This is a genomic window from Protofrankia sp. Cas3 (assembly GCF_963555955.1).
In the GTDB taxonomy this organism is placed as follows: domain Bacteria; phylum Actinomycetota; class Actinomycetes; order Frankiales; family Frankiaceae; genus Protofrankia.
Genome location: NZ_CAUVXP010000125.1, coordinates 1 through 17089, shown reverse-complemented (window position 1 = coordinate 17089; position 17089 = coordinate 1). Strand labels below are relative to the sequence as shown.

The following is a 17089-nucleotide window of genomic DNA, read 5'->3' as shown; positions in this document are numbered from 1 at the left end:
AGTGGGCGGGTTCAAACGGTCGTAGCGACGCTCCGATAGGATGGTCTCGGTAGCGTCGACAGACTGGACGGTGGATGGTCCCAGCTGGCTTTGCCAGGTACTTCTGGATCTGGTCATGATCTTGCGGTCGGGCTTGGCCTCGGTACCCGTGGCGAGGGGCGTCGAACCCGTCAGGGGAAGGACGAGCAGTCCATGAACCTCAATGCCCAGTTCGACGACCATCGGTGGATGACGCGCGCCATCGAGCTCGCCCATCGCTGCCCACCCGCGACCGGTGCCTACTCCGTGGGAGCTGTCATCGTCGAGGAGAACGGCGAGGAGATCTCCTGCGGATTCTCCCGGGAGGTCGACGACGCGGTGCATGCCGAGGAGTCCGCGCTTGCGAAGATCTCCCCGGCTGATTCCCGGCTCGTCACCGCGACGATCTACAGCACGCTTGAGCCCTGTTCCCAGCGCACGTCCCGGCCGCGCACCTGTACCCAGCTCATCCTGGCGGCGAAGATCCCCCGAGTGGTCATCGCCTGGCGGGAACCCAGTTTGTTCGTCGCTGACTGCCAGGGCCACGAACTGCTCACCGCGGCCGGCGTCACCGTGGTGGAAATGCCCGCATTCGGCGAGCTGGCCCGTGCCGTGAACGCCCACCTGGCGGTGTGACCGCTTCGCCGGCGTTGATTATCCACTTGGGTGCTCCCGCCAGTGGGAGGTGATCGGCAGCCTGCGGTCGCGACCGAACGCCTTCGAGGTCACCTTCGGCCCCGGCGGGTTCTGCCGGCGCTTGTACTCGGCCAGGTCCACCAGTCGGATCACCCGCTCCACGGTCTCGGGGCTGTGCCCAGCTGTGATCAGTTCGGTCCGTCCCTGGTCACGCTCGACGTAGTCGTCGAGGACGGCGTCCAGGGTGGTGTAGTCCGGCAGCCGGTCCGAGTCGAGTTGGCCGGGAGCGAGCTCGGCGGACGGGGGCTTGACGATGATCTCTTCCGGGATGGGTGGGGTTTCCCCCCGGCGGTCGGCGTGCGCGTTGCGCCAGCGCGCGAGCTCCCAGACCAGGGTCTTGGGCACATCCTTGATCGGGGCGAAGCCGCCCGCGCTGTCGCCGTAGAGGGTGGAGAATCCGGTCGCGAGCTCGCTTTTGTTGCCGGTGGTGAGAACCAGATGACCATGGGCGTTCGACAGGGCCATCAGCAGCGTGCCGCGGACCCGGGCCTGCAGATTCTCCGCGGCCAGACCGGCGAGTCCGCCGGCGGCGGCGAGCGCGTCGTGGAAGGCGTCCACCACCGGCTGGATCGGGGTCACGGTGTGGGTGACACCGGTCCGCCGGGCAAGGTCAGCCGCGTCGTCCACCGAGCCGGTCGAGGAGTGCACCGATGGCATGGCGACGGTGTGCACGCGCTCGGCGCCGAGGGCGTCCACGGCGATCGTGGCGACCAGCGCCGAGTCGATGCCGCCGGACAGCCCGAGCACGACCGAGGTGAACCCGTTCTTGCCGACGTAGTCCCGGGTGCCGGTGACCAGCGCGTGGTACAGCTCGGCGGCGGAGTCCAGCCGTTGCGCCACGGCCGGCGCCTGCGCGTCGAACGCCACGACGGGTTCGCCCGTCAGCACCATGCGGGTCACCGTCATCGCGGTGCCGTCGCCCGCGTCCACCGCCGTTCCGGTCTCGACCGCTGTCCCGGTGCCGACCGCTGTCCCGGTGCCGACCGCCGTCCCCGCCACGACGGCCGGACCCACGGATGCAGCGGTTCGGGCTGCTGGTAGGTCCAGGTCGACGGTCAGCAGCGTCTCGGTGAACTGTTCGGCGCGGGCCAGGAGCCGGCCGGCCGCGTCGACCACGAGCGAGCCGCCGTCGAAGACGAGCTCGTCCTGGCCGCCAACCAGGTTGGCGTACGCGAGCGCGGCGCCCGCCTCGCGTGCTCGCCGGGCTGCCAGCTCGTCCCGTTGGAACGCCTTCCCGCGCTCATAGGGCGACCCGTTGATGCACACCAGCAGGCCCACCTCGGCGGCGCGTGCGACCGCGACCGGTCCACCGTCCTGCCAGAGGTCCTCGCAGATGGTGAGTGCGACATCCACGCCGTGCAGGCGGAAGACCGGGAAGTCGTGGCCGGGGACGAAATAGCGGAACTCGTCGAACACGCCGTAGTTCGGCAGATGGTGCTTGGCGTAGCGGGCCACGACCTCGCCGCGCCACAGCACCGCGGCCGCGTTCTGCGGCTCGCCCGCGGGACGACCCAGCCGTGGCGTGGGCGCACGGGAGGTATCGAGGTACCCGACGATCACGGCCAGCTCCCCGGTACCCTCGTCGGCCAGGCGCCGGGCAAGATGATCGACGGCGTTGCGGGACGCCTGCGCGAACGAACGGCGCAGGACGAGATCCTCCGCGGGGTATCCGGTGAGGGTCATCTCGGGGAACGCCACCAGGTGGGCGCCGCGGTGCGCAGCGCGCTTCGCCCATCCGCTGACCAGGTCCGCATTGGCTTCAAGATCTCCTACTACGGTGTTGACCTGGGCAAGCGCGACACGCAACTGGGCCATGGGTGGAGCTTAGGGCCTGTCCGGTGGATGTTTACCCTCATGCGTCGTGGTCCGCACCTGCCTGGTCGTAACGTCTGGTTACGAGTTTGGTTGCGGAAGCACTACGTTGCAGCGTGTCGGCCGGCGGGTAGCTATGGTCGGCCGTAGCACACCTCGCCCGCCCGCGACGGCGAGCCCGACCCTCAGCGCGGAGGCGATCATGGACAAGCAACAGGAATTCGTCCTGCGTACGATGGAGGAACGAGACATCCGGTTTGTCCGGCTGTGGTTCACCGACGTGCTCGGGGTGCTGAAGTCCGTCGAGATCGCGCCGGCGGAGCTTGAGGGGGCGTTGGCCGAGGGTATCGGCTTTGACGGTTCCTCGATCGAGGGTTTCGCCCGGGTGCACGAGGCAGACATGCTCGCCAGACCTGATCCGTCAACATTCCAGGTCCTGCCCTGGCGTGGCGACAGCCCGGTCACCGCCCGGATGTTCTGCAACCTCGTCATGCCCGACGGCATGCCGTCCCCGGCGGATTCACGCTGGGTCCTGCGTCGTACGCTGGCCAATGCCGCGGACGCCGGTTTCACCTTCTACACCCATCCTGAAATAGAGTTCTTCCTGCTGCGGCAACCGCCGACGCGGGGTGCCCCGGTACCGCCGCCGGTCGACGAATCCGGGTACTTCGACCTCACCCCGAACGATGTCAGCCATGAATTCCGACAGCAGGTCATCGGGGTTCTGGAACGCCTGGGGATATCGGTCGAGTTCAGTCACCACGAGGTTGCGCCCGGACAGCAGGAAATCGACCTGCGGTATGCGGACGCGCTCACCATCGCCGACAATATCATGACTTTTCGCCAGGTGGTGAAGGAGGTCGCTCTCCGCCAGGGCGTTTACGCGACCTTCATGCCGAAGCCCTACAGCGATCAGGCCGGGTCCGGTATGCACACCCATCTCAGCCTTTTCGAAGGTGATCGGAACGCGTTCCACGACCCGACCGACGCCTACCATCTCTCCAAGGTCGCGCAGGCGTTCATTGCCGGTCTCCTCGTCCACGCCGCCGAGATCACCGCGGTCACCAACCAGTGGGTGAACTCCTACAAGCGGATCGTCGGCGACCAGCGTGCCGGTGAGGTGCTGGAGGCACCCGCCTATGTCTGCTGGGGGCACAACAACCGGTCCGCACTCGTCCGGGTGCCGTTGTACAAGCCGAACAAGCCGAACACGACCCGCATCGAGTTTCGCTCGCCGGACAGCGCATGCAACCCCTACCTCGCCTTCGCGCTGATTCTTGCGGCCGGTCTGCGCGGCATTCAGGAGGGTTACGAGCTCCCGCCGCCGGCAGCCGACGACGTGTGGACGCTCAGCGAGTCGCAGCGCCACGAGCGGGGCATCACGGCACTGCCCGGTTCGCTGGCGGAGGCGATCGTCATCATGGAGCGATCCGCACTGGTTCGCGAGACGCTCGGCGACGACCTTTTCGATTTCTTCCTGCGGAACAAACGTGCCGAATGGGCCGAGTACCGCCGCCAGGTCACGCCTTTCGAGATTGACCGGTACCTGCCGATACTGTGAGCAATCGGCATGATGGCCAGGGGTATTTTCAGGAGGATGGGATACGTGCGCGGGACCGATGAGTCCGGGTTCATCCATCCGCGGGGTAGCTCCGTACAGGCACAGCTGGCCCGAATGGGTTTCAGCAACGTCGACAGGTCGGCCGCCGGCCTGGCGCGGCTCGGGCTGCTCACCGGAACCGACGGGCTCACCGGAACCGACGGGCTCACCGGAACCGACGGGCTCGCCGGTGACGGGGTCGGGCTGCCGTCCGGCTCCGTCGATTCCCCAGGTGCCGACCTCTCCGGTAACGCCGTCCTGGTGGAGCTTTCGCGGGCCGCCGATCCCGACCTCGCACTCGCGGCGATCGAACGGATCGTGGACAGGGCGCCGCCCGAGGTCGGCGCTGAGTTGCTTACCGTGCTGGCCCGGCAGCCAGGACTGCGTCGCCGGCTCGTCGCGGTGCTCGGCGTCAGTGCCGCCCTCGGCGATCACCTGGTTCGTCATCCCACCGACTGGCGGGTGATCGCTGATGACGGTGTGATGCGGGCCGCACCGGAGCACCGCGTCACCCGTGAGCGCTTGCTGCGCGCTGTCGGGGCGGATCCGGACGCGACCTGGCCGCGAGCGGCCGGTGACGGCACCGATGTTCTCAACGCGCTGCGCGTGGCCTATCGCCGGGCACTGTTCGTCCTCGCGGCCCGTGATCTTACCGGTGCGGTGCCTTTCGACGATGCCACCGCGGAGCTTGCCGACCTCGCGGGAGCCGCTCTTGACGCCGCCCTCGCCGTGGCCCGGTCGGCGCTGTGGCCGGCGACTGCCCCGGTTCGGCTGGCTGTTGTCGGTATGGGCAAGTGCGGCGGCCGGGAACTGAACTATGTCAGCGACGTCGATGTCCTGTTCGTGGTGGAGCCGGGACAACGTGGCGGCAGTACTGACGGTATCCGCGGCGACGAGGTTGGCGGGTTGGAGGCGGCGACCCGTCTCGCGGAGGGGATGGTCCGTGCCTGCGGGGCGGTCACCGGCGAGGGTGCGTTGTTCCAGGTCGACGTGGGACTGCGGCCTGAAGGCCGGGACGGCCCACTTGTCCGTACCCTGGCCAGCCACGACGCCTACTACCGGCGATGGGCGAGAACCTGGGAGTTTCAGGCTCTGCTCAAGGCGCGCCCGGTCGCGGGCGACCGTGACGTGGGGGAGCGGTTCTGCGCCGCGGTCGGACCGCTGGTCTGGTCGGCGGCGTCGCGGCCGGGGTTCGTTAGTGATGTCCAGACGATGCGGCGGCGGGTGGAGCGGTCGTTGCCGCCCGGGGACGCCGACCGTAACCTCAAACTCGGCCCGGGCGGACTGCGCGACGTCGAGTTCGCCGTCCAGCTGCTCCAGCTTGTCCACGGCCGGACCGACCCGAAGCTGCGGACGGCCTCGACCCTGTCCGCACTGGACGCGCTCGCCCGCGGTGGCTATGTCGCCCGCCGGGACGCGGCCGGTCTGGCCGACGCGTACCGCTTCCTGCGGGGTACCGAGCACCGCCTGCAGCTGCAACGGCTCCGCCGGGTACACACCCTGCCCCGCGACCCTGGCGAACTGCGCAGGCTCGCCCGGTCTCTGGGTCTCACCTCCGCCGCGGAGATCGTGGCCGAGCATGCCCGGGTCGCCCGGTTCGTGCGGCGGCTCCACGAGCGGCTCTTCTACCAGCCGTTGCTGGAGGCGGTGGCGCGGTTGTCCGTCGAGGAGGTTCGCCTGACCCCGGCGGAGGCTCGGGACCGGCTTGCCGCGCTGGGCTTCGCCGACACCGCACGTGCGCTGCGCCATATCGAAGCGCTGACCAACGGTGTCAGCCGGACCGCCACCATCCAACGCCGTCTGCTCCCGGCGATGCTGCACTGGTTCGCCGATGCGGCCGACCCCGACGCCGGCCTGCTCGCCTATCGTCAGGTCAGCGAGGCGCTGGGACGTACTCCCTGGTACCTGCGGCTGCTGCGGGACGAGAGCGGCGCGGCCGAACGGTTGTGCCGCGTGCTGGCCACGAGTCGCTACGTTGCGGACCTGATGCAGCGTGCGCCGGAGTCGGTGCGGCTGTTGCGGACCATCGACGATCTGCGTCCCCGCACCCGGGAGCAGCTGGTCCAGGCGATGATCGCGATCGCTCGCCGCAATCCTTGCGGGGAGCAGGCGGTCGGGCGGGCACGGGCGGTGCGTCGGGTTGAGCTCATCCGCGTCGCCTGCGGCGACGTGCTCGGACTGCTGGACGTCGCCGCGGTCGGCCGGGCCCTGTCCGACGCTGCGGCCGCGACGATCGAGGCAGCCCTGTACGTGGCGGAACGTCGCTTCGAGCAGGAGACCGGTCGGCCGCTGCCGGTGCGGATCGCGGTGATGGCGATGGGTCGTCTTGGCGGGGCGGAGCTGTCCTACGGCAGCGACGCGGATGTCGTGTTCGTCCACGAGCCGATCGACGACCCGGTAACCGACCCGGTAACCGACCCGGGGACCGACCCGGTAACCGACCCGGGGACGGCCGCGGGGACGGCCGTGAAGGCTCGTGTCACGGACAGCGACGCGGCCGACGCCGCCGGGGCGGTCGTGGCCGAACTGCGCCGACTGCTCGCGGTGCCCGCCGGTGACCCACCGTTGATCCTCGACGCGCAGCTCCGCCCGGAAGGCCGTGCGGGTCCGATGACCCGCACGCCGGCCAGCTATGCCGCCTACTTTCGCCGGTGGTCAGCGGGTTGGGAGACCCAGGCGCTGTTGCGGGCGCGGCCGGTTGCCGGTGACGCGGAGCTGGGTGACCGGTTCCGTGCCTGGGTTGATGAGATCCGCTATCCGCCATTCCTGCCACCCGATGCCGTGGCCGAGGTCGTCAGGCTACGCGGCAGAATGGAGACCGAGCGCATCCCGCGGGGTGTCGACCGCGCCCTGCACCTGAAACTCGGGCCTGGTGGTCTCACCGACGTCGAGTGGGTGGTGCAGGTGCTGCAGCTGCGTCACGCCCAGGCACTACCGGTGCTGCGCACGACGTCAACGCTTGCAGGCCTTCGGGCCGCCGCGGCCACCGGCCTGCTCGACCCGGCGCAGGCCGCGATCTTGTCGGACGCCTGGACCATGGCATCCCGGCTCCGTAACGCGATCACACTGACCCGGGGGCGTCCCGGCGACGTGCTGCCACATGCACCGCGGGCGCTGGCCCAGGTCGCGAGGGCGGTCGGCTATCCGGCGGAGCAGGCCGAGGCGCTGCTCGGCGACTACCGGCGGATGGCTGCGGGTGCACGTGCGGTGGCTGAGACGCTCTTCGCCCGCGAAGGGGCGGGCGGGTCGTCCACCGGATAGCGGGCTTCCCCCGCGCAACGCCTTCGGCGTGGCACGGGGTCCCGCGATCCGCGACAATGGTACAGATCAGAATGTTGACACAGATCAGGCCGTGACGGCGGTCTCGGCCGTGTCCTTCTGGCCTGGGATGGCCAGGGTCGGCCTCGTGCCGGCCAGAGCACTGCAGCAGGTGTCGACGATCAGGCCGGTGACCAGGTACGGGTCCATGTTGGCGTTGGGACGACGGTCCTCGATCCAGCCCTTCTTGGCCTTTTCCACCGCCCATGGGATGCGGACCGACGCGCCGCGGTCGGAGGCACCCCAGGAGAAGGTGTCGTATGGCGCGGTCTCGTGCTGACCGGTCAGGCGCTTCTCGATCCCGTCGCCGTAGTTCTTGACGTGCTCCAGCACCCGGGTACCAAGTGCCTCACATGCGGTGACGATGGCGTCCCAGCTCTCCATCGTGGCCTTGGTGGAGAAATTGGTGTGTGCGCCGGCGCCGTTCCAGTCGCCGGGGATGGGCTTCGCCGCGAACGAGACGGTGACGTCGAAGTCCTCGGCCACCCGGTGGAGCAACCAGCGGCCGACCCAGATCTGGTCGCCGATGGCGGGGGGCGGAAGTACCCCGATCTGGAACTCCCACTGGGCCATCATGACCTCGGCGTTGGTGCCCTCGATTGCCAGGCCCGCGTCGAGGCATGCCTGCGTGTGCTTCTCGACGATGGCACGACCGACCATCTTCTCGCCGCCGACACCGCAGTAGTAGGGACCCTGCGGGGCCGGAAAGCCCACCTCCGGCCAGCCGAGCGGCCGGCCGTTCTGGAAAAAGGTGTACTCCTGCTCGATTCCGAACATGGGGGCCTGGTCGGCGTACCTCTCGGCTGCCTGCCGGCAGAAGGCACGGGTGTTGGTCGGGTGTGGGGTGAAGTCGGTCAGCGCGACCTCGCACAACACCAGGACGTTGGCCCCGCCGCGAAGGGGGTCCGGACAGGTGAACACCGGCTGCAGGACGCAGTCCGAGTTGAATCCAGGTGCCTGGTTGGTGCTCGAGCCGTCGAAGCCCCAGATGTCGGGTTCCCTGCCGTCGGCAACGATGCGGGTTTTGCTCCGCATCAGGGGTTCCGGCTTGGTGCCGTCGATCCAGATGTACTCGGCCTGATAACTCACTCATACTCCCCGTGGTTGGAGTGGCACATAGCGGAGTGTCTCATCGCGTGCCTGTGGATTGCTCGACCCCGGCCGCGGGTGACACGAGGGTCCGTCCGGATCTTCGTCGTGTCCAGTTTCCCCACAGTTCCACCACGGTAAATTTTCGGTCAATCACGCGTTGCCGGACAGTTCAGTTTTCGGGTCTTCCGCACGTGCTTCCCGGAATCCGGGAACAAAGTCCTCCACACCGTCGGGCTATGCGGTCCTTCAGCCGGGAAAGGTGTCCCATGCGCACGACAGCGCCCGGCCCGCGGCCTTTCCGCGAACCGGGCGCCGATCGACGTGCCGCTGTTCCCCGCTATCGCCGGTCGGATGTCCCTGGTTCGGATGTCCGCCGGCCGATGTCCGTGGCCAGATGTATGGCGTCAGACGTCCGGCGTCAGATGTCGTAATAGAGCTGGAACTCGTAGGGGTGGGGGCGCAGGCGGATGGCGTCAACCTCGTTGACGCGTTTGTAGTCGATCCATGTCTCGATCAGATCGGGCGTGAACACGTTGCCCTCGGTCAGGAAGTCGTGGTCGGCTTCGAGGGCGTCGAGTACCTTCTCCAGCGATCCCGGCACCTGCGGCACCGCGGCCAGTTCGTCGGGCGGGAGATCGTAGAGGTCCTTGTCGATCGGGTCCGGCGGTTCGATCTTGTTGCGAATGCCGTCCAGGCCGGCCATCAGCATGGCGGCAAAGGCCAGGTAGGGGTTGCAGCTCGGGTCGGGCACGCGGAACTCGATCCGCTTCGCCTTGGGCGAGACGCCGCTGAGCGGGATGCGACAGCACGCCGAACGGTTGCGCGCCGAGTAGACGAGGTTGACCGGCGCCTCATAGCCCGGCACCAGGCGCCGGTAGGAATTCGTGGTGGGGTTGGTGAACGCCAGTAGTGCCGGCGCGTGGTGCAGCAGCCCACCGATGTAGTGCCGGGCCAGCTCGGACAGGCCGCCGTAGCCGTTTTCGCTGTAGAAGAGAGGTTCGTCACCCTGCCAGAGGCTCTGGTGGACGTGCATGCCCGAGCCGTTGTCCTGGAACAGCGGCTTCGGCATGAACGTCACGGTCTTGCCGCGGGACAGCGCGACGTTGCGGATGATGTACTTGTAGAGCATCAGGTTGTCGGCGGTCCGCAGGAGCGTGCTGTACCGGATGTCGATCTCGGCCTGCCCGGCGGTCCCCACCTCGTGATGCTGCATCTCGACGGTGATACCGGCGCGGAACAGCGCCCGCACCATCTCCGAGCGCAGATCGGTGAAATGGTCGGTCGGGGGTACCGGGAAGTATCCACCCTTGAATCTGGGCTTGTAGCCGAGATTCCCGCCTTCTTCCTTGCGGGCAGTGTTCCAGGCTGCCTCGACGGAGTCGACGGCGTGCATGGAACCGTACGGGTTGTAGTCGTAACGAACGTCGTCGAAGATGTAGAACTCGGCCTCCGGGCCGAAGTAGGCGGTGTCCGCGAAACCCGTCCCGCGCAGGTAGGCTTCGGCCTTTTTCGCCGTGTTGCGCGGATCGCGGGAGTATTCCTCCTTCGTGATCGGGTCATGGATGAAGAAGGTCATCGCGAGTGTCTTGTGTTCGCGGAACGGATCGACGAAGGCCGTGCTCGGGTCGGGTAGGAGCAGCATGTCCGACTCGTGGATCGCCTGGAAGCCACGTATCGACGACCCGTCGAACATCAGACCTTCGGTGAACACGGACTCGGCGAAGACCTCGGTCGGGATCGTAAAGTGCTGCATAATTCCAGGAAGGTCACAGAAGCGGACGTCGACGAACTCAACGCCCTCGTCCGCGATGTAGCGAAGTACGTCTTCGGCGTTTGTGAACATCCACCCTCCAGGGAAGCTTCATGGCTGTGTGGATAGGAAGGATACGCCATGACCCGATGCGGACCGTAACCCCATATGGTTCCGTCAGCATGATGAAGGCGTTTCGTGGCAGTAACACGGCCCTGATTTGTCACTCTCAGTGATTGAAAGCCCGGGGTGTCCGCGGGGCATACGCTTGCGCCGTGGGACGCGCTCTCGGAACCTGGCTGGAAGGTCCGCAACTACCCCGGGACACACCCCCCGGTGTACGGCTCGGCCTACCGGGGGAAGGCCCTGGTGCCGTGGTGGGTTTCGGCCACCGGCTGGCTGCGTTTGCGGTGGACGCCGTCGTGGCCAACTTGCTGGTGGGCGTACCGGTGCTCTTCGGGGTCCGCTACTCGGTCGATGCCCGCGGGCTCGCCGTCTACCTTGCGTTTCTGCTGGAGGAGTTCGTCCTGATCGCGGCGAACGGGCAGACCATCGGGATGCGCGTGGTCGGCGCCCGCGTCATTCGGGTGAGCGACCACGGCCGGCCGCGATGGTGGTGGGCAGCCGTCCGTACCGTGCTTCTCGGCCTGCTCGTCCCGGCCTTCATCTGGGACCGCGACCTGCGCGGCACCCACGATCGTGCCGCCGGCACCGTGATCGTTCGCGATTCCGCACGATAGTCAGAAAATTACCGGATCTTCCCGCCGCGGGGGATATTGCGGGGGATCGGTCCCTTGGGGATGGGCAGGACCGGTGTGGTCACCGCCCGCAACCGTCGCTCGATGGGGTCGACCTCGCCCCGTCGTAGGGTACGGGGCAGCCGCATGAGGGTTCCCTGCAGTTTGGGTAGGGGCGTCTCGCCAGGCCCGGTGCCGATCACAATGTCGTGGACGGGGGCCTCGCCGATCACCTTGCGGATGCGTCGCACCTCGTTTCCGAGAAGCTCCCGCTGTCCGCGTCCCCGTCCCTCAGCAATGATCACGACACCGGCTCGACAGACCACGCGGTGTACCACGTCCTGGTGGCGGTTGATCGCGACAGCAGGCGTGAGTCGCCAGTCGCCACGCATGCGTTCGACGATTCCGGCTGCCGCGCCGGGCTGGCCCTCCATTTCGGCATAGGCCGTCCGCTGCACACGTCGGCTGAAGATGTTCATGGCGCTGACAAGGCCCACCATGATCCCGATGGGCAGCCACATCCACAGCGGTCCGACCAGCACGCCGAGCAGCGTCGCAAGGACAATGGGTACAACAAGACCGACAAGCGACCACCAGAGCGCGCGGGGATCACGTTCTCGGGTGAGCCGGTACACCGTCCTGATCTGTGCGAGGCGACTCGGCTTGGCCGCGCCGTCGCCGGCGTCCGCCTGTCGTTTGCGCCCCGTCGGTGCGGTCTTCGCCGGTGCTGTCTTCGTCGTATCGGCCTTCGCCCTACCGGCCTTCGTCGTACCGGTGCTCGGCGAGTCACTGCCGGACCTGTTCCTGCGTGCCATGACCGCGAGCCTACGACCCCGCGCGGACGATGCCCCTACCGTGGTCTTCGCCATGCGATGATCGGCGGTTTCGTGATTGCCTGTTTCGTGATCGATTGGTCAGCGCTCGGCGGCGACCGCGAGCCGACCCCCGGTCTGTGGTGGGATGCGGCTGACCGTCAACGGGGCCTCGGCGTGCTGGTCGACCCCCACATGAAGATCGACAGCGGCACGCCATGCGTTGCGGCGCGCGGTTCGCTGGCCGCCGTGTGGCAGCAGCAGGAGGGTGAGTTCTTCAATCGCGGTCAGAAGTGACCTCAACACGACCACACAGACCTCCCGGACCGGTCGTAGGCATTGTCAATCATGGTCTCGACCTTCATCCACGTGTTGCGGACGAGTGACTTTCCGGTGAGCCTAGTTCCGCCGGGACGTGTGCACCATCGCAGTGGCTACTCTGGGTAATAATTGTGTCGGCCGGGTGTCAGCGCCCGACGATGGCGCGCTGCTCGACCGCTTGCCGGTACATCCGGCCCGCGCGGTAGGACGACCGGACCAGCGGACCCGACAGCACCCCGGCAAACCCCATCCGCTCGGCCTCGTCCCGCAGCTCGGCGAACTCCTCGGGGCGCACCCAGCGCTGCACCGGGTGATGACGTGGGCTGGGCCGTAGGTACTGCGTGATCGTCAGCAGCTCGCAGCCCGCGTCGAGCAGGTCCGCCATGGTCGCGAGGATTTCGGCGGGTTCCTCGCCGAGCCCGAGGATCAGGTTGGACTTGGTCACCAGGCCGGCCGCGCGGGCGGCCCGCAGAACGTCCAGCGACCGGTCGTAACCGAACCCCGGCCGGATCCGGCGGAACACCCGCGGCACCGTCTCGATGTTGTGCGCGAGTACCTCGGGAGTCGCCCCGAACACCTCGGCGAGCTGCTCGGCCCGGGCGTGGAAGTCGGGGATCAGCAGTTCGACGCCGACGTCGCCGCACCGTGCGTGGATCTCGCGGACCGTCTGGGCGTACAGCCAGGCCCCGCCGTCGGGTAGGTCATCGCGTGCGACCCCGGTCACGGTCGCGTAGCGCAGCCCCATGGCATGGACGGAGTCGGCGACCCGGCGCGGTTCGTCGGGGTCGACCGTCGCCGGTCGCCCCGAATCGATCTGGCAGAAATCACAACGCCGGGTACACACGTCCCCGCCGATGAGGAAGGTCGCCTCCCGGTCCTCCCAGCACTCGTAGATGTTCGGGCAACCGGCCTCCTCACACACCGTGTGCAGGCCCTTGTCGCGGACGAGCCCCAGGACCTCGGAGTACTGTGGACCGGTCCGCAGCCGGGTCCGGATCCACGGCGGCTTGGGCTCGATCGGCGTGGCCGCGTTGCGCAGCTCGAGGCGCAGCAACTTCCGGCCCTCGGGTGTCACCGCGGTCACCCTGACATCTCCGCCTCTCGCACTGCCTCGGTCCCCCGAACCGGCTTGTGGGGTCCGGATGTCGACACCGGTAGGGTCCGTGGCACCGTGGTGCGTGTCGTGAAGGCGCGCAGCACGTCGACCATGTGGTCTTCCACGACAGGCAGGGCCTCGGGGAGGGTCACGGTCCGTGCGAGCTCCCGGCTCAGGCTGGTCACTGCGGCGTCGGTGATCCCACAGGGGACGATGTGGGTGAAGGCGGTCAGATCCGGGCAACAGTTGAGGGCGAAGCCGTGGTAGGCGACCCGGCGCCGGACCCGGACGCCGATCGCCGCGATCTTGCGCTCACCGTCGGTGGTCCACACGCCGGTGCGCCCGGCCACCCGTGTGGTCGCCAAGCCGAGGTCGGCGCAGGCGGCGATCAACCCGGCCTCCAGCGTGCGGACGTAGGCCACCAGGTCCAGCGGTTCGGGCAGGCGCACGACCGGGTAGCCCACGAGCTGGCCCGGCCCGTGCCAGGTGATCTTTCCGCCCCGGTCGACGTCCACCACCGGGGTGCCGTCAACGGGGCGCTCCCATGGCTGGGTGCGGCGACCGGCAGTGTAGACGCCGGGGTGTTCCAGGAGGATCAGCGTGTCGTCCACTTCGGCGGCGATCCGCCGGTCGGCCAGGCAACGCTGGAGCCGCCAGGCATCGTCATAGGGAACCAGTCCCAGCCGCATGACCTCCACAAAAGTGAGGCTACGCCAACCTGCGGAATCCTCCCAGAGACGATGGGGAAGACAGCGCCGGCGTCACACTGCCGGCGTCACACCGCCGGCAGGCGCCGGGGGATCTCCCGTGTCTCCCGCACGCCCGTGGTCGGGTCCTGTTCGACCCGCCACGCGAAGGCCTCGGCCCGGTCCGCGACCGCCTCGACCAGTTCGGTGCCGCGAAAGTGCAGGCCGACACCATCGTCGGTGGCCCAACCGGGCGGCAGCGAGCCCGCGGCGACCAGCTTCTGGTAGAGCGGACGTCGGCCGGCCTCGGAGTCGTAGTGCGGGGTGTTGCTGAACGGCAGCAGCGCGAGCCCGTTGGTGACCGGTCGCAGGTCCGGACCGAACGAGTCGGTTGTACCTCCGACGTGCCAGCACAGCGACCCCGCGGACACGCCGCCCAGGACCACCCCGGCCGTCCAGGCTTCCCGCATGATCGTATCGAGTCCGTGTGTCCGCCACACCGCGAGCAGGTTCGCGACGCTGCCACCGCCCACCCAGATCACATCCTGATCCAGTAGGTGTGCACGGACGTCGGCCACGGTAGGCATGGGGAACAGGGCGAGATGGGACGCGCGCAGGTCCGGCAGGTCACGCGCCAGTGCCGCGTAGTAACGCGCGTAGCTTGTCGGGTCGTCGCCGCTGGCGGTTGCCAACAGACAGAGCTTGGGACGCGCGGGGTTCCCGGCCAGGCGCAGCGCGTGGTGGATGATCGGGCCGACCCGTGCGCCCCACCGCCCGTCCGGCATGAAGCCGGCGCTGGTCGCCAGGATGTTCATGGTACCTCCTATGTTTCGGTACGGTATCTCCGCCGGGCCGCGCTGTATTGCTCTGTGTCGCGGTCGTTCCGTGGCGTGGCGCGGCCAACCTATCCGGACCAACTGTTCGCACGAGTTATCCACAGGTTTCCGGTGAGGGCTGCACAGAACGGCCTTTTCGGCCTACCGTCACTGCTTGTGACAGCAATGGACGATTCCATGGGTTCTCGCGGCTACCATGGGATTCCGGGTACTCCGGCCGTCCGCGGGGTGGTGCTGCGGGCCCGAGTTCGAGGCGGCGGTGCCGGGGAGGTCTGGGCCGGCCGCGTGGTGGCCACGGGGGCCGAGTGCGTGGTCCGCCGCGTCCGACTGCCACCGGACGCGGCGGCCAGGGATGCCGCGATGCGAGCGGCGCAGGTCCTGCTCGGGCTTTCCCATCCCCACCTCCTCCCGGTCATCGACGTGGTTGCCACCGCCGAGGGCCTCGCGGTTGTCGCCGAGCCTGTTGTCGGGGCGATCAGCCTGGGCCACCTGTTGGAGACGCGGGATCGCCTCGACCCCGGTGAGGTCGTCACGGTCGGGCTGCCGGTGGCCCAGGCATTGGCCGCGGCGCATGCCGCCGGCGTCGTCCACGGACAACTCGATCCTGACGATGTCCTGTTGGAGCCCAACGGCCGACCGGTACTCGCCGGCGTCGGTGTTGCGGGTCTGGCGGGTGCGTCCGCGACGCCCGCAGTGGATGTCAGTGATCTCGCGAGCCTGTTGTTGGCGGCGATGCCGCAGGCGACCGGTCCGGACGCGGCGGCGGTTGCCGTGGCGGTCGCGCCGGCCCTGGTCGATGATCCTGTCCGCAGGCCAACCGCGGAGGAGCTGGTCGCGGCGTTGGCGCACAGCGCCACCCCGCTGCCGGTTCGTTTCGTCAACAACGCCGTCACCCCACTGCCGCTGCCGCCACTGCCCCCACCGCCACTGCCCCCACCGCCACCCGGAGTCGACGACGCCCACGCCGAGCCCGCCGAGCGCGGCCCGCGGCCAGGGCCGGCCGCCCGCACGACGCCGCGTCCGATCCGGGCGCCGCGCACCACCCACGGCGCCGTCGGTGCGTCCACCCCACGTGCGTCCATCCTGCGTACTGTGACTCCTCGTACGTACGCCCCGCGTACGTCCACCCTGGGTGGTCCCGCCGCCGATGGTGAGCCGGCAGCCGCCTTGGCCGGCCCACGGCGGATCTGGGCCGTCGTGGCCGTGCTCGCCGTGATCGGGGTGCTGACAGTCAGTGGCCTGCTGGTCCTCGTCCGGTCCGGTCCGCAGCGCGCGCGCCCGCTCGACGCCTCCCCTGCCGCGCGGGTGTCGCCCGAGCAGGTCTGGCGGGACGTCATCGCGGGTCTGGACAATGCCCGCAACCAGGCGTTCGAGCAGGCTGATGAGGCGGGCATCGCCGGTGTGGACGCTCCCGGTAGTACCGCATACGCGCGGGACGTGGCCCTGATCCGGCAGATAGTGGCGCTCGGTGGCCACGCCGTCGGTCTGCATCAGGAGATTCTCGACCTAGTCATTCGAGAGACCGGCAGTGAGAAGTCCGTACTGCGGATCACCTATCGGCGTCTGCCGTACACCTATGTCGACAAAGCAGGGACGGTGCTGGCGCGACAGCCCGGCCACGACCGGTTGCAGTCCGACGTCACCCTGGTCAGAACCGAACAGGGATGGCGCGTTGCGACCCAGGTCGACGCCGTCGCCTGAACGCTCGGGATCCGCTCATCACCGATCACCGATCACCGATCACTGTCGGCATTGGCGATGACCGCGTGCAGAGCGGTGTGGATGTCGGGTTGGGAGAACGCGAAACCGGCTTCGGTGAGTACCTGAGGGATAACTCGTTGGGAGACGAGCACGCCCTCGTCCGCGAAGTCGCCCAGCACGACCCGCAACGCGACAGCGGGTACCGGCAGGATCGCCGGGCGGCGCAGCGTAGAGCTGAGCGCGCGGGTGAATGCCGCGTTGGTGACCGGCTCGGGACTGGTCAGGTTCACCGGGCCGTGAACGGCATCAGCGGTGAGCAGAAAGCCGATCGCCGCGATCTCGTCGGCCAGGGTGAGCCAGCTCAGCCATTGGCGGCCTGATCCGAGCCTGCCGGCGACACCGAGCCGGAACAGCGGGAGCTGCCTGGCGAGGGCTCCGCCGCGGGCGGCCAGCACGACACCTGAGCGCAGGTGGCACACCCGCACGCCGGCCTGCTCGGCGGCCGCGGTGGCGGCCTCCCACGCGGCCGTGACCTCGGCGAGGAAGCCTGTTCCGGGGGGCGCGGATTCGTCGACTACGCGATCATCGGTGTCGCCGTACCAGCCGACCGCGCT

Annotated in this window: 15 protein-coding genes; 6 read left to right on the top strand and 9 right to left on the bottom strand. The window is 68.5% G+C overall.

Annotated features, from left to right (window positions below):
• Window positions 1-255, bottom strand: a 255-nt coding sequence (locus U9983_RS20120; RefSeq protein ID WP_322755525.1) for a hypothetical protein, incomplete at its 3' end; no start/stop codon positions are given.
• Here U9983_RS20120 and U9983_RS20115 point away from each other — a divergent pair.
• Window positions 229-654: a dCMP deaminase gene (locus tag U9983_RS20115; protein WP_322755524.1), complete on the top strand. Its 426-nt coding sequence runs from the start codon at window positions 229-231 to the stop codon at window positions 652-654. The two genes, U9983_RS20120 and U9983_RS20115, sit on opposite strands and share 27 nt — an antisense overlap.
• A gap of 18 nt (window positions 655-672) precedes the next feature.
• Here U9983_RS20115 and U9983_RS20110 read toward each other — a convergent pair whose 3' ends face one another.
• Window positions 673-2529 (bottom strand): NAD+ synthase, encoded by a 1857-nt coding sequence (locus tag U9983_RS20110; RefSeq protein WP_322755523.1) that lies wholly within the window; start codon window positions 2527-2529, stop codon window positions 673-675.
• Between the two features lie 199 nt (window positions 2530-2728).
• Between U9983_RS20110 and glnA (U9983_RS20105) the strand changes: the two genes are divergently transcribed.
• Both glnA (U9983_RS20105) and U9983_RS20100 read left to right on the top strand, forming a co-directional pair.
• The gene (gene glnA / locus U9983_RS20105; protein WP_322749063.1) at window positions 2729-4087 is read left to right on the top strand and encodes a type I glutamate--ammonia ligase; all 1359 of its coding nucleotides are present in this window, start codon (window positions 2729-2731) and stop codon (window positions 4085-4087) included.
• 114 nt (window positions 4088-4201) lie between these two features.
• Window positions 4202-7387: a bifunctional [glutamine synthetase] adenylyltransferase/[glutamine synthetase]-adenylyl-L-tyrosine phosphorylase gene (locus U9983_RS20100; RefSeq protein ID WP_322755526.1), complete on the top strand. Its 3186-nt coding sequence runs from the start codon at window positions 4202-4204 to the stop codon at window positions 7385-7387.
• Between the two features lie 84 nt (window positions 7388-7471).
• Here the strand turns inward: U9983_RS20100 and glnII are convergent, their stop codons facing one another.
• On the bottom strand, window positions 7472-8533 hold the full coding sequence (glnII, locus tag U9983_RS20095; RefSeq protein ID WP_322755522.1) for a glutamine synthetase GlnII: 1062 nt from the start codon (window positions 8531-8533) through the stop codon (window positions 7472-7474).
• 421 nt (window positions 8534-8954) lie between these two features.
• Window positions 8955-10379: a type I glutamate--ammonia ligase gene (gene glnA, locus U9983_RS20090; RefSeq protein WP_322755521.1), complete on the bottom strand. Its 1425-nt coding sequence runs from the start codon at window positions 10377-10379 to the stop codon at window positions 8955-8957.
• A 182-nt stretch (window positions 10380-10561) separates the two neighbouring features.
• Here glnA (U9983_RS20090) and U9983_RS20085 point away from each other — a divergent pair, with 182 nt between their 5' ends.
• Window positions 10562-11026 (top strand): RDD family protein, encoded by a 465-nt coding sequence (locus tag U9983_RS20085; RefSeq protein ID WP_322755520.1) that lies wholly within the window; start codon window positions 10562-10564, stop codon window positions 11024-11026.
• 8 nt (window positions 11027-11034) lie between these two features.
• Here U9983_RS20085 and U9983_RS20080 read toward each other — a convergent pair whose 3' ends face one another.
• Window positions 11035-11838: a DUF4191 domain-containing protein gene (locus U9983_RS20080; RefSeq protein ID WP_322755519.1), complete on the bottom strand. Its 804-nt coding sequence runs from the start codon at window positions 11836-11838 to the stop codon at window positions 11035-11037.
• A gap of 57 nt (window positions 11839-11895) precedes the next feature.
• Between U9983_RS20080 and U9983_RS20075 the strand changes: the two genes are divergently transcribed.
• Window positions 11896-12132 (top strand): hypothetical protein, encoded by a 237-nt coding sequence (locus U9983_RS20075; RefSeq protein ID WP_322749058.1) that lies wholly within the window; start codon window positions 11896-11898, stop codon window positions 12130-12132.
• Window positions 12133-12301: 169 nt separating this feature from the next.
• Here U9983_RS20075 and lipA read toward each other — a convergent pair whose 3' ends face one another.
• From lipA to U9983_RS20060, 3 genes are all read right to left on the bottom strand, one after another.
• Window positions 12302-13240 (bottom strand): lipoyl synthase, encoded by a 939-nt coding sequence (gene lipA, locus U9983_RS20070; protein ID WP_322755518.1) that lies wholly within the window; start codon window positions 13238-13240, stop codon window positions 12302-12304.
• Complete coding sequence (gene lipB, locus U9983_RS20065; protein ID WP_416211457.1) at window positions 13237-13941, bottom strand: lipoyl(octanoyl) transferase LipB; 705 nt, start codon at window positions 13939-13941, stop codon at window positions 13237-13239. Before lipB ends, lipA begins: the two co-directional genes overlap by 4 nt.
• An 86-nt stretch (window positions 13942-14027) precedes the next feature.
• Window positions 14028-14753, bottom strand: coding sequence for a peptidase E (locus U9983_RS20060; protein ID WP_322755516.1), 726 nt, complete (start codon window positions 14751-14753; stop codon window positions 14028-14030).
• A 198-nt stretch (window positions 14754-14951) separates the two neighbouring features.
• Between U9983_RS20060 and U9983_RS20055 the strand changes: the two genes are divergently transcribed.
• Window positions 14952-16475: a protein kinase domain-containing protein gene (locus U9983_RS20055; protein WP_322755515.1), complete on the top strand. Its 1524-nt coding sequence runs from the start codon at window positions 14952-14954 to the stop codon at window positions 16473-16475.
• Window positions 16476-16507: 32 nt separating this feature from the next.
• On the opposite strand, the gene U9983_RS20050 is transcribed toward U9983_RS20055, so the two are convergent.
• A partial coding sequence (locus U9983_RS20050) for a TIGR01777 family oxidoreductase (protein WP_322755514.1) occupies window positions 16508-17089 on the bottom strand: 582 nt, incomplete at its 5' end.

Coding starts and splice junctions, on each gene's coding strand:
- U9983_RS20115 (WP_322755524.1), top strand. CDS start 229: ATGACGCGCGCCATCGAGCTCGCCCATCGCTGCCCACCCGCGACCGGT.
- U9983_RS20110 (WP_322755523.1), bottom strand. CDS start 2,529: ATGGCCCAGTTGCGTGTCGCGCTTGCCCAGGTCAACACCGTAGTAGGA.
- glnA (WP_322749063.1), top strand. CDS start 2,729: ATGGACAAGCAACAGGAATTCGTCCTGCGTACGATGGAGGAACGAGAC.
- U9983_RS20100 (WP_322755526.1), top strand. CDS start 4,202: ATGGGTTTCAGCAACGTCGACAGGTCGGCCGCCGGCCTGGCGCGGCTC.
- glnA (WP_322755521.1), bottom strand. CDS start 10,379: ATGTTCACAAACGCCGAAGACGTACTTCGCTACATCGCGGACGAGGGC.
- U9983_RS20080 (WP_322755519.1), bottom strand. CDS start 11,838: ATGGCACGCAGGAACAGGTCCGGCAGTGACTCGCCGAGCACCGGTACG.
- U9983_RS20075 (WP_322749058.1), top strand. CDS start 11,896: ATGATCGGCGGTTTCGTGATTGCCTGTTTCGTGATCGATTGGTCAGCG.
- lipB (WP_416211457.1), bottom strand. CDS start 13,941: ATGCGGCTGGGACTGGTTCCCTATGACGATGCCTGGCGGCTCCAGCGT.
- U9983_RS20060 (WP_322755516.1), bottom strand. CDS start 14,753: ATGAACATCCTGGCGACCAGCGCCGGCTTCATGCCGGACGGGCGGTGG.
- U9983_RS20055 (WP_322755515.1), top strand. CDS start 14,952: ATGGGTTCTCGCGGCTACCATGGGATTCCGGGTACTCCGGCCGTCCGC.